The sequence below is a fragment of the Bacillus sp. TH30 genome (assembly GCF_016650875.1).
In the GTDB taxonomy this organism is placed as follows: Bacteria; Bacillota; Bacilli; order Bacillales; family Bacillaceae_G; genus Bacillus_A; species Bacillus_A mycoides.
Genome location: NZ_JAEKEY010000002.1, coordinates 1573820 through 1588968, shown reverse-complemented (window position 1 = coordinate 1588968; position 15149 = coordinate 1573820). Strand labels below are relative to the sequence as shown.

13 protein-coding genes and 1 pseudogene are annotated in these 15149 nt (G+C 36.3%); 11 read left to right on the top strand and 3 right to left on the bottom strand.

From position 1 onward, the window contains the following. Nucleotides 1-59 precede the first annotated feature (59 nt). From JFU20_RS10380 to dnaB, 8 genes and pseudogenes are all read left to right on the top strand, one after another. Nucleotides 60-2600, top strand: a complete 2541-nt coding sequence (locus JFU20_RS10380) for an MrcB family domain-containing protein (protein WP_201038596.1) — start codon at nt 60-62, stop codon at nt 2598-2600. Further along, nucleotides 2575-5019, top strand: a complete 2445-nt coding sequence (locus JFU20_RS10375) for a restriction endonuclease-like protein (protein ID WP_201039226.1) — start codon at nt 2575-2577, stop codon at nt 5017-5019. Before JFU20_RS10380 ends, JFU20_RS10375 begins: the two co-directional genes overlap by 26 nt. 352 nt (nt 5020-5371) lie before the next feature. After that, a complete protein-coding gene (locus JFU20_RS10370) occupies nt 5372-5710 on the top strand; it encodes a magnetosome magnetite crystal formation protein family (RefSeq protein WP_016126635.1) in 339 nt (112 codons plus the stop codon). Nucleotides 5711-5713: 3 nt separating this feature from the next. Further along, nucleotides 5714-5965, top strand: a complete 252-nt coding sequence (locus tag JFU20_RS10365) for a hypothetical protein (protein WP_016126636.1) — start codon at nt 5714-5716, stop codon at nt 5963-5965. An 8-nt stretch (nt 5966-5973) separates the two neighbouring features. Beyond that, a complete protein-coding gene (locus JFU20_RS10360) occupies nt 5974-6717 on the top strand; it encodes a MerR family transcriptional regulator (RefSeq protein ID WP_201038595.1) in 744 nt (247 codons plus the stop codon). Nucleotides 6718-6770: 53 nt separating this feature from the next. Continuing rightward, a pseudogene (locus JFU20_RS10355) lies at nt 6771-7096 on the top strand (nucleoside triphosphate pyrophosphohydrolase). A 197-nt stretch (nt 7097-7293) separates the two neighbouring features. Further along, on the top strand, nt 7294-8151 hold the full coding sequence (locus JFU20_RS10350; RefSeq protein ID WP_201038594.1) for a DnaD domain-containing protein: 858 nt from the start codon (nt 7294-7296) through the stop codon (nt 8149-8151). Further along, nucleotides 8148-9437, top strand: a complete 1290-nt coding sequence (dnaB, locus tag JFU20_RS10345; RefSeq protein ID WP_201039225.1) for a replicative DNA helicase — start codon at nt 8148-8150, stop codon at nt 9435-9437. Before JFU20_RS10350 ends, dnaB begins: the two co-directional genes overlap by 4 nt. Nucleotides 9438-9529: 92 nt before the next feature. Here the strand turns inward: dnaB and JFU20_RS10340 are convergent, their stop codons facing one another. After that, on the bottom strand, nt 9530-10315 hold the full coding sequence (locus JFU20_RS10340; protein ID WP_002166243.1) for a TrmB family transcriptional regulator: 786 nt from the start codon (nt 10313-10315) through the stop codon (nt 9530-9532). A 110-nt stretch (nt 10316-10425) separates the two neighbouring features. Here JFU20_RS10340 and JFU20_RS10335 point away from each other — a divergent pair, with 110 nt between their 5' ends. After that, nucleotides 10426-11193: a TSUP family transporter gene (locus JFU20_RS10335; protein WP_201038593.1), complete on the top strand. Its 768-nt coding sequence runs from the start codon at nt 10426-10428 to the stop codon at nt 11191-11193. Nucleotides 11194-11407: 214 nt separating this feature from the next. Here the strand turns inward: JFU20_RS10335 and JFU20_RS10330 are convergent, their stop codons facing one another. Continuing rightward, the gene (locus JFU20_RS10330; protein WP_201038592.1) at nt 11408-12295 is read right to left on the bottom strand and encodes a DMT family transporter; all 888 of its coding nucleotides are present in this window, start codon (nt 12293-12295) and stop codon (nt 11408-11410) included. A gap of 295 nt (nt 12296-12590) precedes the next feature. On the opposite strand from JFU20_RS10330, the gene JFU20_RS10325 reads away from it, so the two are divergent. Then, a complete protein-coding gene (locus JFU20_RS10325) occupies nt 12591-12746 on the top strand; it encodes a hypothetical protein (protein WP_002169017.1) in 156 nt (51 codons plus the stop codon). 173 nt (nt 12747-12919) lie between these two features. On the opposite strand, the gene JFU20_RS10320 is transcribed toward JFU20_RS10325, so the two are convergent. After that, on the bottom strand, nt 12920-13495 hold the full coding sequence (locus JFU20_RS10320; RefSeq protein WP_002169016.1) for a TetR/AcrR family transcriptional regulator: 576 nt from the start codon (nt 13493-13495) through the stop codon (nt 12920-12922). A gap of 142 nt (nt 13496-13637) precedes the next feature. Here JFU20_RS10320 and JFU20_RS10315 point away from each other — a divergent pair, with 142 nt between their 5' ends. Continuing rightward, complete coding sequence (locus tag JFU20_RS10315; protein WP_201038591.1) at nt 13638-15113, top strand: MDR family MFS transporter; 1476 nt, start codon at nt 13638-13640, stop codon at nt 15111-15113. Nucleotides 15114-15149 lie beyond the last annotated feature (36 nt).

Below are 15149 nucleotides of genomic sequence, written 5' to 3'. Positions count from 1 at the left end.
TTATACATAGTTTGGTAAAATAGTAGTAATTGTAATTAATTGTAACGGTGGGGATGAAAATGTTAGATCAACTCATAATTGAATTGGCTAAAACAATGAAGCAGGTTGAAGATATAAAAGGTGATAAAACTTATTTAGTTATAAACAAGGATGATAAAGGATTAGACGTTGAAAATAAATTTTCACGTGAGCAATGTGAAAAGGAAGAGGGAGCGCCATCTTATTTTAAAGTGAGCTTTGAACTTCTTAAGAATGCTTGGGGAAAATTTATCAATATGCGTACGGTAAAGAGTGAGGATTTCGGACAAGCAAGTGAAAGTAATACTTTCTTGGTAGCTTTCTTCTCGCAGATTCCATTTGTGAATGTAATGGAATCGAGAGCTATTACATTTAAAGAATTCCAAACCGATAATCTACCAAGTGAAAAATATGATAAAGTTATGCTCTTTTTAGAAGAGGTAATGAATGATACATATAATCCGATTAAGTTACGTGAACAAACGGATGAAAATTTATATAGATTGAAATCTAACGCACGCCAAGATTTAAGATTATTGGGCTTTTTGAATGGATCTCATGAAATGAATCAGCTGCTATTAAACGAATATGTTCAATCGGAAGATAAGAATGCTTTCATTGCCCAGTTAGTTTTAAAACAGGAATATTTCCGTCATGCTTTATTTGTTCTTGGAGTGTTAGAGAACTATTCAAAGGATGAAAAGAAAGAAGCTTTAGTAGATTTAGGAATGGCGATTGTCCGGAATTCATTAGGGGATAATTTGATGGTTGAATCAGTAGCGAAGCGGCGTACGAATAATTTACTAGATTGGCTTGAACAAGTAGGACTAGTTAATGATGAATGGATTCCTGATGAACGATATGTAAAAGATGATGGAGAAAAGGGCGGTAGTATGAACAGTAATTTACGTGAAAAGTTTTTAATGGTTATGAATGAGTATTTAAAGGCAAGAACAGAAAGATTTGCGGGCCATAAAATGGGATCGGTTGTTAGACATGAAATGACAATGGAAATAACGAGGTTACCATTTATTAATCATAATCAGTATGTTGTCACAGGATCTGTTGGTCAAGGAAATTGGGCTGCTGTGCCGTGGCTTGCGATTATGAATAGAGAAATTACGACATCCACGCAGAGAGGTTATTATATCGTTTATTTATTTAGTGAAGATATGGAGCGATTATATTTAACGCTGGCGCAAGGTGTGACGGAAACGACTAAAGAAGAGATGCAAAAAATTAAAGAAGAGATCCGTGAACAAATACATATGTCCCAAAAGGTAAAAAAAGATGATGAGATTTTCCTAGGTACAAGCCCAAAAGCAAAGGGATATTCGAATTCAACCGCGGCTTATATTGCATACGATGTTAATGAAATGCCTAGTGAAACAGAATTAGTTGAAGACTTAGAAGAAATGCTTCGCTATTATGAGGGATTCATAGCTTATAAAGAGGAAGGAACGAAATATGAAATGATTTATGAGAGGAAAGAAGTGTATTTAGATCAGCAATCAATTATCGATCATGTGTCTTCTTATATTCAAAGTAAAGGTTTCTATTATGAGAAAAAGGACCTTATTAATTTCTTCCTTTCATTAAAGACGAAGCCATTTGTGATTTTATCAGGTATTTCGGGTACAGGGAAAACGAAAATTGTTCAGTGGTTTGCAGAGAGTTTAGGGGCTACGGAAGAGAATGGACAATTGACGCTTATTCCGGTTCGACCTGATTGGAGTGATAGCTCTGATTTACTTGGTTATGTGAACCTTCAAGGAGAATTCCAAGAAAGACCGCTAATTAAAGTTCTTGAAAATGCAGATGCAAATCCAAATAGGCCGTACTTTGTAGTGTTGGACGAGATGAATTTAGCTCGAGTGGAATACTACTTTAGTGATTTCTTAAGTGTAATTGAGAGTCGTAAATGGAAAGACGGAAAAATTATTACGTCACCGGTTCTTCCAGAGTCAATTACGAATAAGCATATTACGATTCCGTCAAATGTATATATTATCGGAACGGTAAACATGGACGAAACGACACATCCTTTAAGTAAGAAAGTATTAGATCGTGCGAATACAATTGAATTTAATACCGTTAACTTAGATTATTTTAATTTCTTAATGGATATAGAAGAGAAGGAACCTGAAATTGTTTCTAATAGCTCTTTAGCAACCGAGTATCTTCATTTAAAAGAATGCTTTAAAGAAAACGAAGATCTTGTGAGGAATATCTCAACTATTTTAATAGAAGTAAATAAAACGCTTGAATCAGTTGGAGCTCAAGTTGGATATCGTATACGAGATGAAATTTGTTTCTATATGGCATACAACGAAAAAGGAAAGTTATTATCATTTGATGAAGCACTTGATTATCAAATATATCAAAAGATTTTACCGCGTCTTGCAGGGAGCGATGGACGAACGGAAGAGGTATTAAAGCAGTTGTATGTATTATGTGCAAATGAAGAATACGATAGTGGCAATAATGATGCTTCCTATGCTAAGTATCCTCGTTCGGCTAACAAGTTGTCTCATATGTTAAGGAGGTTCGAGTATGATGGTTTCACCTCTTTCTGGATCTAATAATGAGATAGAGCTAGTTAAGATTGAAACAGAGGAGCTATCATTGACGATTAAAGGAAATCCTTATCATGAAAAATATGAGAGTTTAAAAGAATATCACGCTATGAACGCAGATGAAATGATGTATTTTCATGTAGATGGGAAGACGGAATCCGTTTCTGTATTTGATGCGAGATTGCAGAGGCTAGATGAATGGAACGAACATCCACCAATCTTTTTTGAAAATAGAAGTTATCAGCTTGTTGTTGTTCCGAAAAAGAATCAACAGCTGACCTTTTATCATGAACATCCGGGTTTTCGCAAGCAAGTTAGTTCCATTCAAATGGGGTCACTTCATGTGTTAATGGGAAATCTTTCGTTTCCAAATGAGGTAGGAAATACAACATTTGAAATTAAAGATGATCAAAATACTTTATTAACTGTTACATTTGAAGTTTTCCCGGCAAAACTGGATTATAAGGATGATTACAGAGCCTTATTAGATGAAGTAAATGATGAAATTTATAATTTAGCGTTTCATCTATTGAAAAGAACTTACTTAGGAGCATCTGCAATTTACGCTACAAATCCATCGAAGAGTGAATTTTATCGTATTTTAAATGATTCCTTTGAGCGATTTATGAAGTCGATCTCTCATATTAAAAGACAACCGCATCATACGCTTATGACTAGGCATCAACTAGTACGAGGAGAAAAAATTCGTAAATTGGATTCTGTCGGAATGAACTATTTGCGAAAGCGACCACACTTGCTGCAAGGAGAAAGCAGTATACCGACTAAAGGTATTACAGCTTATAAGGAAGTATCTTATGATACGCTGGAAAATCGATTTGTTAAATGGATGATTCAAAGAGTCATACATAAAATAGCTGATCTCCTTAAGGCGCTAGAGCCAAAGTCTAGATATACACGTGGTGTAACTGATGAAGATTTGCTAGAGCGTGTAAAGAATATGAAATATCAAATGAAAAATGAATTGAATGATCCATTTTGGAGAGGGATCGGAAAATTGGATCGCTCAGTCTTTTCACTCGTTATCCAGATGGCAGCAGGATATAGAGATGCGTATCAAATCTTCTTAATGCTATCGCGGGGTTTAACATTACGAGGACAAATTTTCAAAATGTCGGTAAAAGATGTTGCTAGATTATACGAATACTGGACATATTTAAAACTTGGACAAATTCTATCGAAAAAATATATACCGCTCCATCAAGATGTTATCCAAGTTAAACAAGATGGTTTATATGTAACGCTAGATGAAAGTAAAACTGCAAAAAGAACGTTCAAACACCCAGAAACAGAGGAGGTAATAGAACTTTACTTCCAGAAAAGAAACGGTGGATTGCCAACAGTTACACAAAAGCCAGATACAATGCTTGCTATTGAGAAAAAGGGAAAGAGCTATCAATATCAATACATATTTGATGCGAAATATCGAATTGATTTTGCTGAAAAAGCTCATTACAAAAGGAAGTATGGTACCCCTGGTCCAATGGAAGAAGACATTAATACAATGCACCGTTACAGAGATGCACTAGTAGTAGAACAAGAGGGGCCTTTTGAGCGAACAGCTTACGGAGCGTACGTACTATTCCCGTGGAACCAAGAGGAAGTATATGAGAATCATCCATTTTATAAAAGTATAGAAAAAGTAAATATCGGTGGCTTCCCGTTCTTACCAAACGCAACAAGACTAGTCGAACAATTTTTAGATCATCTCATTGAAAAAAGTCCGGAAGAAATTATAAAAGAAGGCATCCTTCCAAGAGGAACAAAAGAAGAATGGCACTCCTCATTAGAAGAAAAAGTATTAGTGGGCAGCGTGAAAACTGAAAAAGACTATGAAACATATAGGAAAGAAGGTTTATATCAGCTACCGGTCACGCAGTTAAAACCAGGATGGCAAGAAGCAAAGTACATAGCATTATATGCGCCGAAAAAATGGCACGGAGAAAATGGTGGAATTCAATACGTAGCAAAAATTAAACACATTCAAATGCAGCAAAATGATGAGTATGTAAATTTCGAACTAGAGCCATGGGAAAAACTAGACCACCTCATCCGCCCAGTAGGATATGGCATTCAAACATACACAATAACAACTATGTCGTTATTAAAAGAAGTACAAGAACTCCCAGAACTATTCATGAAATCAAAAGAAGAACGAACTCTTTGGAAAACGCTGCGTCGTTTTACTAAGCAAGTTAAGGTTGAGCTGGATCATCGTAATTTAGATGAGGCATCTTCTATTAAGAGTTATTATGTGCAGGATGTTCAGATTTGGGTTGATTATGAGAATGGGGTTGTTATGGTGGGGAGAGATGGGCGAGTTAAAGAGATTCCTTTGGAGTTGGTTGTTGGGAGGGGGTCTGTGTTGTTTAGGGAAGTTTTAGAAGTACTAAATGTTAGGGGATAGCACTTAGATACAAAGGGGATTAAGTCATGGATAAAGGCCAAATTTATTTTTGCATGGAACTAATGATTTTAGGTGAAGTGGAGAAACATTTAAATATTATAGATAAATATTAGTTGGATAAAGTGTATTGTTAGCTATGGGAAGAAGAGCATATGAGGTATATGCTCTTCTTTTTATTTGTAAATAAAGTGGATGTAAAATTAAAATGATGACCTCCACCCTGTCAAGATAAAGGTCATATTTTATTTATATTGGTGTTACTAAATTTAATCTATATAATCCTCTTGCACCTCCCCCAACGTCACCCCCTAACCTAAAGAAGACAAATCAAAAAGGGGGGACCAAACCAATCATGAAAACCACCACAAAAGAAAAAAGAAATACCATCATCATGTTACTACTATCAGCCGCAATAGGAATTTTTTCACCACTACTCATGTACATTACACTGGCACGTAAAAATGAAGTGTACAAATATCATTGCCGAAAGGCGTTCAACTTTCATTTGTTAATTTTTCTTCTATTTAATATTAGTTCGCGTATTAGTGATGTTTTGTTTTGGATTGTGTTTGCTCTTGAGGTAGTTCAAGTGATCATGGTTGCGTGGAAAGTAATACGCGACGAGCCATATCGTTATTTCATTCGAATTCCGTTATTTAAAGAAGATAAGTACGCAGTGGAAGGAGAATAGGTGATGAAACAAGAAGTGGAGATAAGGAGAAAGCGAATTTTTATTATGGCCGCAGTGTTGTTTATTGCGATTTATATTATTTTACGAAAAAGAAAGTATGAGTACTTTTATGACGGTATTAGTGAGTATGAACATCGTTATAGAAGGAATGTTCCTTTTGTATTGCTTGTTGTAGGTTTGTTTCAATATTGTAGGCGGAATGAGATGAGCTTTTCTTATATGCTTCAGTATGTGAAAGAGAAGTTAGCGGAGTAGGTGATGATATGGCGTGGATGATTAGTGAGTTTGCAAGTGTTGGGGATGTTACGGTGCGGACGCTTCGTTATTATGACAAAATTAATTTATTAAAGCCGAGCGATTATACTGAGGGTGGGCATCGGTTATATACGACAGATGATTTGTATGTGCTGCAGCAAATTCAATCGTTTAAGCATCTTGGGTTTTCGCTTGGGGAAATTCAAAATATTATATTGCAGCGTGATATAGAGACAGAAGAATTTTTAAGACAAATGCATTTTCAAAGGGAATTGCTTTTGGCGGAGCAAGAACGAATTGAGAAGGTACTTTCGCATATGAATGAGATGACGAAGAAGTTTCGAAAGGAAGAACGAGTGGATGTCGCGTTATTTTCTTCATTTCTTCAAACTTTTATATGGGAGAAAGAAAATAAAGAATGGTTAGAGGAACATTTTTCAAAAGAGAGTGTTCAAGCTTTTTATAACAATAAGGAATTAAAAGAAGAGTTTGATCAGCGTTTTATGGATGTGATAGGGAAGTTGAAAAAGTATAAGGTAGAAGAGAAGGATCCGAGTCATCAAGATGTTCAAATTACCTTGAAGGAATTTTTCAATGTAATAGAAGAGATAACGAATTATCTTGATACACCTCAAAGTGATATAGAGGATATAATCAATCAATCGAACCTTCCACTATCCGAATTCCCAACCCTCTTCACAATCGAAGAAGAAAACTATATAAAAGAAGCAATAAAGCAGTTTAACATCTAGTTAAACTGCTTTTCCATTATAATAGAAGAAAAACCAAACGGAGGGAAACCCCCATGCCAATCTACAACAAACTAATCCGAAACAAAATCCCACAAATAATAAAAACCAACGGAAAAACACCCACAATAAGAATCCTCCCCCAAGACGAATACATAAAAAAATCTGCAAAAAAACAGAAGAAGAACTAACCGAATATCTAGAAGCAAACACAAAAGAACACAAACTAGAAGAACTACCCAACCTCCCAGAACAAATAAACGCCCTAGCCAAACACGAAGGTACAATATTAAAAGAAATCAACAAAATCCGTAAAAAGAAAGCAGCAGATCGAGGCACCTTCCAAAACAGAACTTTCCTAATCAAACTAACCCACAACTAGCCCCTTACATACCCCTTCCAAGCCCCTACCAAGTAATAAATCACTAAGAAAAAACACAACAAAACAAAAACACCAACAAACACCGTAGTAGTAGTCAAAAAAAATTTTGAAATAACACGCCAAAAACCCACCCCTCCTTCCTATATATAGTACAAAGGAGTAATTTTAACTTTTGAATCGGGACGGGAGGAATTGGGATGGCGGTGTACCGTAATGTGCAGGTGAATTTTTGGCAGGATGATTTTGTTTTGGATTTGACGCCGGAGGAGCGGTATTTTTATGTTTATTTGTTAACTTGTTCGAAGACGACGCAGTGCGGTATTTTTCCGTTTCCGAAGCGGTTAGCTGAGATGGAGACGGGTTATAACAGGGAGACTGTTGATAAGTTGGTGCAGCGCTTTGTTGATTATGGAAAGATTCTTTATGATGCGGATACGAGGGAGTTATTCGTTTTGAATTGGCTTCGTTATAATCCTGTGACGAATACGAATGTGGAGAAGTGTGTGCTTCGTGAGCTTAAGGGTGTGAAGAATAAGGAGTTTGTACATATGTTTCTTCAGAAGTGCGTAGAGGAGGAACTGAATGTTCCGATGCTTTTAGCTCATTTCGGTATGCCGAGTGATTTGGCCGTTCATGATGTTGATCCGGTTTGTGAAGAGGCGGAAGAAGAGGTTATAGAGGAAGAGACGGGAAGTCGCGTGTTTTCTTTTTATGAGCAACATTTTGGTAGTTTGTCTCCTCATGCGGTAGAGGAACTGAGTGCGTGGATGGTTGATTTGTCAGAGGAGCTCGTGCTGAAGGCTCTTCAAATTGCGTTTGAGAATAATAAGCGAACGGTTGCTTATGTGAAGGGGATTTTGAGGGGGTGGCACGGGAAGGGATTTACGAAAGTGTCTGAGGTTGAGGCGGATACGGCTCAGTTTAGGAAGAAAGATTCGTCTGTTAGTACTGGGGAGACGGAGGAGTTTTTGACGAGGTGCGAGGAGTGGGAGAAGAATGCGCTGTCAGAGGAAGAGCTGCAGCGGTTTTTAGCGGAACGTGGGTGGCGTCCATGAGTATTCAAAATGTGGAGGCGGAAAAGACGGTGTTAGGTTCTCTTTTAATTGATGGAGAGCTTATTAAGGAGTGCCGTTTGACGGAGCATTATTTTTCTATGCCGGTGCATAAGTGTATATTTCGGTTAATGCGAAAAATTGAAGATGAAGGGCAACCAATTGATCTTGTGACGCTCGTTTCTCGGATGAATCCAAATTTTTTGGAGAATATCGGGGGAATGGAGTATTTTATAGCACTAATAGAGGGTGTGCCTACAACTGCCAACTTTTCTTATTATGAGGGGCTTGTTCGAGGTGCATGGAAAATGTATCAGGCTGGTGTTCTTGGGCGCAAGATGGGAGAGCGTCTTATTGCGGAGAAGAATGAAAAAATTATTGGTGAGACGATTACGGCGCTTTGTGAGTTAGAGGAAAAGGACTATGTATGTGAGTTTGATTTGAAGGATGCTTTAGTTGGTTTGTATGAGGAGCTTCATCAAGATACGAAAGAGAATACTGGTATTGAGACTGGTTATACATCGTTAAATAAGATGACGTGCGGATTGCAGGAAGGGGATTTTGTCGTCCTTGGAGCGCGTCCTTCTATGGGGAAGACGGCATTTGCGTTAAATATCGCACTGCATGCGGCGAAGTCTGGAGCGGCAGTTGGATTGTTTTCGTTAGAGATGAGTAGTAAGCAACTGTTAAAAAGGATGGCGTCTTGCGCGGGCGAAGTGTCAGGAGGTAGGCTGAAAAATCCGAAGCATCGTTTTACGATAGAAGACTGGGAAAAGGTGAGTAAGGCGTTTGCGGAGATTGGTGAGTTGCCACTTGAAATTTATGATAAGGCCGGTGTTACAATGCAGGATATTTGGATGCAGACTCGTAAGTTAAAGCGGAAGCACGGTGATAAAAAGCTTTTAGTTATTGTAGATTATTTGCAGCTCATTACGGGCGATCCGAAGCATAAGGGCAATCGATTTCAAGAGATTAGTGAAATTTCACGTAAGCTTAAGTTGTTAGCTCGTGATTTAAATGTTTGTATAGTAGCATTATCGCAATTGTCTCGTTCCGTAGAGTCACGTCAAGATAAGCGCCCGCTTTTATCAGATTTAAGAGAGACAGGACAAATTGAGCAAGATGCGGATGTCATTATGCTTATGTATCGTGAGGATTATTATGATAAGGAAACGATGCAGAAAGAGATGACGGAGATCCATGTGGCGAAGCATCGGAATGGGCCTGTGGGTAGTTTTAAATTGAGATTTTTGAAGGAGTTTGGGCGGTTTGTGGAGGGGAATAGTTAAAAGACTGGAGTATCACTTTGTAAATAAAATAAAGCATAAGTTTTCTATTTAATTAACTTATGCTTTATTTTTCGATTCTTTGAATATGTTTCTTATTTTTCCATAAAGAAGGATTTTCTCTCTGTAGTAATCCATTGCTCCAAATCATCTTGGCTACGTTGTACAAGTCGATTCACTAACACATCATGCCATACATAATCCTCTAATAGGTATATATGAACGGGATCATCTGTATAAAAAGCAATATTACGCTCCTCAAGTGATGGTCCATAAATCATCTCTTTAGAATCTATAGATAAAATAAACCAATGTTCTGTAGACAGAGTTTCTGTATAAGGTGTTATACGATGGGCTTCTAGATTTTTAATGGGATTTTCAACATGCAGGGTAATACCTTGTACTGTAACTTTATCAGCTACCTCAGATAGTTCCTCTTTTAACGCTTCATACATCTCATCCCACATTGAAATGACAATACGTTTTTGGGCTTTTTTTATTAATGCCTGACAGTAGCTAATTATTGTTTTATTGTCTTTTAAAGTAATCACTCGATTATCCGTTTTTTCCTCGAAAGTTTCTAGTTTTTTTAATGAATCACTGATTCCTTCATAAGTAGACTGCCATTCTGATTGCGCCTTTTGTAAAAAGATTTCAACAGGTAGAGGTGAATAGCGAGTGGTGTCATTTATTTCTTCCTTCATGACAATTCCTTTTTCTACAAGGTTACCCAAAATCTCATAAATTCGCGCTCTTGGGATACCCGAATCCTTACTCACTTGGTAGGCTGTGACAGGCCCCTGTTTAACAAGAGATACATAAGATTTAGCTTCATATTCATTAAAACCAATTTTTTTAAGCTGTTGCACTATGTAGTCCACTTTTTTCGTCCTCCGATGTTTGCTTTTATATTTCAACGTTACAATAACTGTTTACATTTAGCAAATTATTAGTTACTATTTTGATAGTGACTAAAGGGGAGGTTAATAGTATGGATTTTTATTTAGACCCATCAGTATTAATTATTTTGATTGCTTTTGGATTTTTAGCTGCATTTATTGATTCAGTTGTAGGTGGTGGAGGACTCATTGCCTTACCCGCTTTATTATTTACAGGACTGAATCCAGCAAGTGCAGTAGCCACGAATAAACTAGCGTCGACAATGGGGTGTGCAACTAGTAATATTGTGTTTTATCGTTCTGGTAATCTTGATTTGAAATCGGCGTTTAAATTATTTCCACTCACTTTCATAGGTTCCATAATAGGGGCATGGATCGTTCATTTAATGAACCCAGAAGTACTGAAGCCATTGATGCTGATCATGCTTGGTGCGGTTGCTATTTATACGATATTCAAAAAGGATTGGGGTAGTATTTCCACTCATAAAAAATTGTCTGGTCGACACGTCATTATCTTTACTTTTTTTGTTTTTGCTATTGGTTTTTATGATGGATTTCTAGGTCCTGGCACAGGTTCGTTTTTAATGTTTTCTCTTTTATTTATTGGGTATGATTTTTTAAAAGCAGCAGGTAATGCGAAGCTTCTTAATTTAGGAAGTAATGTTGGTGCATTGTTGATATTTATGTATGTAGGGCAAGTAAACTATGTGTATGGTTTTATAATGGGGATTGCTCAAATTGCTGGAGGGATTGTTGGCTCCAAATTTGCTATAAAAAAAGGAAGCGGGTATGTTCGTGCTCTTTTCATTACAGTAACTTGTTTCTTGTTAGCGAAAAATCTGTATGACTATATTCAGTAAGTAATCAAAGAACGTAGAAAAGGTTAAATATGCAGATTACATCAAGTATAAGAAGATACTAAGGAGAAATTCCTTTTAACAATTTTTAGATGCTACCTTATTCGAAGATAGCATCTAAAAAAGTCTCATTTAAAAGAAAATCTAAGTGAAGAGAATGAAAATAATATAAACTCATATTTTTTCTGGGGTATGTTTATTGATCATAGTGAAATGTTTACTCTATATTCTTCTTATAATTAACCCGCAACAACCCCTTAAAATCCACCTCAGCAATCAACACACTCAATAATATAAGCGTCGCCCCTAAATAGCCTTTCCCTGTGAGCGTTTCGCCTGTGAAAACAAAGGCAAAGCCTGCTGAAAAGACAGGTTCTAATGAAAAGATAAGTCCCGTATGTGTAGGCGTCGTGTATTGTTGGGCGATAACTTGAACAATGAATGCAACTGCGGTGCAAAATATGCTTAAGGCTAAGATGATTAGCCATGAGTCGATAGTGCCAGGAAGTTTTGGGGTTTCCATCACTAATGAAAAAATAAGACTAAATAGGCCGACAAAACCGAGTTGTACTACCCCAAGCGCAATTGAATTCACATGTTTTGTTACGCTTCCAGTAATGATGACGTGAATCGCATAAAATAAGGCAGACAGTATGCAAAATATATCGCCGTTACCGATCTTGAATTCACTAGTTAATGTTAGTAATCCGATTCCTATTATCGTTAAAATGATTCCTACTATAACTTTCTTTTCAGGAATGTGTTTTAAAAATATAGCTGATAATATCGGAATGAAAATGACTGTGAGACATAGTAAGAAACCGGCATTAGACACACTAGTATACTTTGTACCGAAAGTCGCAAAAATGTAAACGATAAATAAAACAGAAGCTAGTATAAAGGCATACTTTACAGTTTTAAAATCAATTTTGAATAAGTGTTTGTAAAATATTAAACCTGATAAAAGAAAGGCAATAATAAATCGTAATGCGATTAAATTATATTCTTCTATGCCATCAAGTCCGAGCTTTGTAAGTAGGATGGATGCACCCCAAAAAAATGTAACTAGTAGTAGCATTAAATCAGCTTTTAATTGAATTTTCATTTCTATACCCTCGTTATGTATAATTTATAATTCTATACCCCTTCTCCCATTGTTTATTTTAATATTAATTCTGAATATTAAAAACATAAATTTATCGACGTTTTTTTCAGAACAATTGGGAAGTAATAGTATGTATATAAAAAGCCCAGTTTAGAAGGGCTTTTTTCTATGTAAAATTTCATTTGTTTTGTTTACATAATATCTTTACAATCATTTGATAAAATAAAGTCAACTGCATATTGTGAGGGTGGATGGTTATCCCTTCTTTCTATTCGGAAGGAAAGGAGGTGATAATATGGAGTTTTTGATTGATCTTGTAAAAGAGTTTCTGAAAGCGACTGTGCGCGAAGTTTCAGCGTATTTTTTGCGGAAGCAACTTCTGGATAAGGACAACAAAAAACCCACTCCGCGCCGTCACAAGCAAAAGGGTGGGTTCCGCAAAAAGAAATAGCTTATAATAACCACCACCCTAAGCGGTAGCAGTTAGGGAAGAGATGTTAGCGCATCTCTTCTTTTTATTATATGCAATTTCATTCGATGTCACACTTATATAGTATTCTACTGAAAATATATCATATGTCTATTTTTGGGTCAATTTGATTACATGATCTAAAAGTTGTAATACTACTCCTTTTCAAACTGAAAAATATCCCGATTAATGAGTTGATGGAAGTGCCTATCCATTTCTGCTGCAGGAACTTTTCTTTCGTTTTGAAACCACCACGCACTTAATGAGGTGATTACTCCTGAATAAAATTCCGTTATTAAATCATTTGGCATCGTATGATTTTTACAAAGGCGATTTAGCGCTTCGGTTTCTTGTTTTCTTGTTTCGTGGCTTAAATAATACATGCGGCTATTGAATTGTTCATCGGACATTTGCGCCTCAAATATTTTACAGATTTCTTCATGATGCAGGAATTGTTCCATCACTTGAAATGGTTTACTTAATCGATCTAAAAGTGGTATTTCAGCAATCATTTCGCCATAGCGTTTAAATCCAAATGCTAATAAAGCATCTTTATCTTCAAAATGTTTATAAAAGGTTGTTCGGTGTACCATCGCACGATCACAAATTTGGTTAATCGTGATGGCACTATATTTTTGTTTTGGTTGCGTCATTAATTCAAATAAGGAATTCCATAGTAATTTATGTGTACGTCTAATACGTAAATCAAGTTGTTTTTCATTATCATTCATCTACAATTCTCCTTTTTTGTAGACTAAATATACAATGGATGAAAATTGATTCTCCCTTTTTAATCTACATATGTATATTATATTACATGTGTTCCGGTGTATTTAAAGATTTTTAAGTAAAAAACAGGAGGAGAATCAATACATGAATATAACAACTAAGAGCCCTGCAAGTGGCAAAGTTGATACTTCTAATATGAAACATACCCCGATTTTAATTGCATTACTTTTAGGGGCAATGGTTGCATTATTAAACGAAACATTACTTGGTAATGCGTTAACTGTATTAATGAAAGAATTTGACGTAACAGCTTCAACAATCCAATGGCTTTCTACAGCTTACATGTTGGTGGTTGGGGTTTTAGTCCCGATTACAGCGTTACTTCAGCAATGGCTCACAACGAGACAAATGTTTTTGATCGCTATGGTAACGTTTTTAGTCGGTACATTAATTGCGGGATTTGCACCGACATTTTCCGTTTTATTAGTCGGCCGTATCGTCCAAGCAGTAGCGACGGGGTTAATTTCACCGTTATTAATGAATACGATTTTAATTATTTGTCCACCTGAAAAGCGCGGTGCCACGATGGGATTAATCGCACTTGTGATGATGTCAGCTCCAGCAATTGGTCCTACATTATCTGGAGTAATCGTTGATTCATTAAATTGGCGCTGGTTATTCTACATTGTTATTCCTATCGTGATCATTTCAATTGTAATTGGAATGAAATACATTAAAAATGTTACAGAGTTAACAAGACCGAAAGTAGATTATCCATCTATCCTTTTATCGACATTAGGATTTGGCGGGCTTGTGTATAGCTTTAGTGCATCAGGTGATTTAGGGTGGCCAGATCCGAAAGTGTATGGCGCCTTAATTGTTGGGCTTATATCACTATGTATTTTTGTAGTGCGACAATTAAAAATCGAGAATCCAATTTTAGAATTACGTGCATTTAAAGTTCCGATGTTTACAATATCAGTTGGATTAATCGTCATTGTTATGATGTCGTTATTTTCAACGATGACTTTATTACCGATGTTCCTGCAAACGGTTTTACTCGTTACAGCCTTTAAATCAGGACTAATAATGCTTCCAGGAAGTATTATTAGCGCCATAATGGGACCAATCGCAGGTAAACTATTTGATAAATTTAGCCCGAAAGTTGTTATCGTTCCCGGCATTGTGTTAGTAGGGATTGCAATGTTCTTATTTAAAGGCATTACTCCTGACACATCAATGGTACAAATTATTGTCATGCATAGTGTATTAATGGTTGGACTCATGTTCGTAATGACAGCACAAACATACGGTTTAAATCAATTAACACCAGATTTATATCCGCACGGAACAGCACTGTTTAATACGTTACAGCAAGTAGCTGGCGCAATTGGTACGGCTATCTTTATTTCGAAAATGTCTTCAGGAACAACTAAGTATATGGAAAGCTCCGCAAATCCAATGGATCCAGTAGAGAAGTTAAACGGTTTAACATCCGGCTTCCAAGGTGCATTTACACTAGGGTTAATCTTTATCATTATTGCTTTTATCGTATCGTTGTTCTTAAAAGAAGAGAAAAAAGGAGTAGAAGCAGCGGGGGTTTTACAGAACGAAAATTAAGGTTCATATTAAAAAGACATCTTTACAAGATAAAGA

Coding starts and splice junctions, on each gene's coding strand:
- JFU20_RS10370 (WP_016126635.1), top strand. CDS start 5,372: ATGAAAACCACCACAAAAGAAAAAAGAAATACCATCATCATGTTACTA.
- JFU20_RS10375 (WP_201039226.1), top strand. CDS start 2,575: ATGGTTTCACCTCTTTCTGGATCTAATAATGAGATAGAGCTAGTTAAG.
- JFU20_RS10350 (WP_201038594.1), top strand. CDS start 7,294: ATGGCGGTGTACCGTAATGTGCAGGTGAATTTTTGGCAGGATGATTTT.
- JFU20_RS10320 (WP_002169016.1), bottom strand. CDS start 13,495: ATGAATGATAATGAAAAACAACTTGATTTACGTATTAGACGTACACAT.
- JFU20_RS10335 (WP_201038593.1), top strand. CDS start 10,426: ATGGATTTTTATTTAGACCCATCAGTATTAATTATTTTGATTGCTTTT.
- JFU20_RS10380 (WP_201038596.1), top strand. CDS start 60: ATGTTAGATCAACTCATAATTGAATTGGCTAAAACAATGAAGCAGGTT.
- JFU20_RS10315 (WP_201038591.1), top strand. CDS start 13,638: ATGAATATAACAACTAAGAGCCCTGCAAGTGGCAAAGTTGATACTTCT.
- JFU20_RS10325 (WP_002169017.1), top strand. CDS start 12,591: ATGGAGTTTTTGATTGATCTTGTAAAAGAGTTTCTGAAAGCGACTGTG.
- JFU20_RS10360 (WP_201038595.1), top strand. CDS start 5,974: ATGGCGTGGATGATTAGTGAGTTTGCAAGTGTTGGGGATGTTACGGTG.
- JFU20_RS10330 (WP_201038592.1), bottom strand. CDS start 12,295: ATGAAAATTCAATTAAAAGCTGATTTAATGCTACTACTAGTTACATTT.
- JFU20_RS10365 (WP_016126636.1), top strand. CDS start 5,714: ATGAAACAAGAAGTGGAGATAAGGAGAAAGCGAATTTTTATTATGGCC.
- dnaB (WP_201039225.1), top strand. CDS start 8,148: ATGAGTATTCAAAATGTGGAGGCGGAAAAGACGGTGTTAGGTTCTCTT.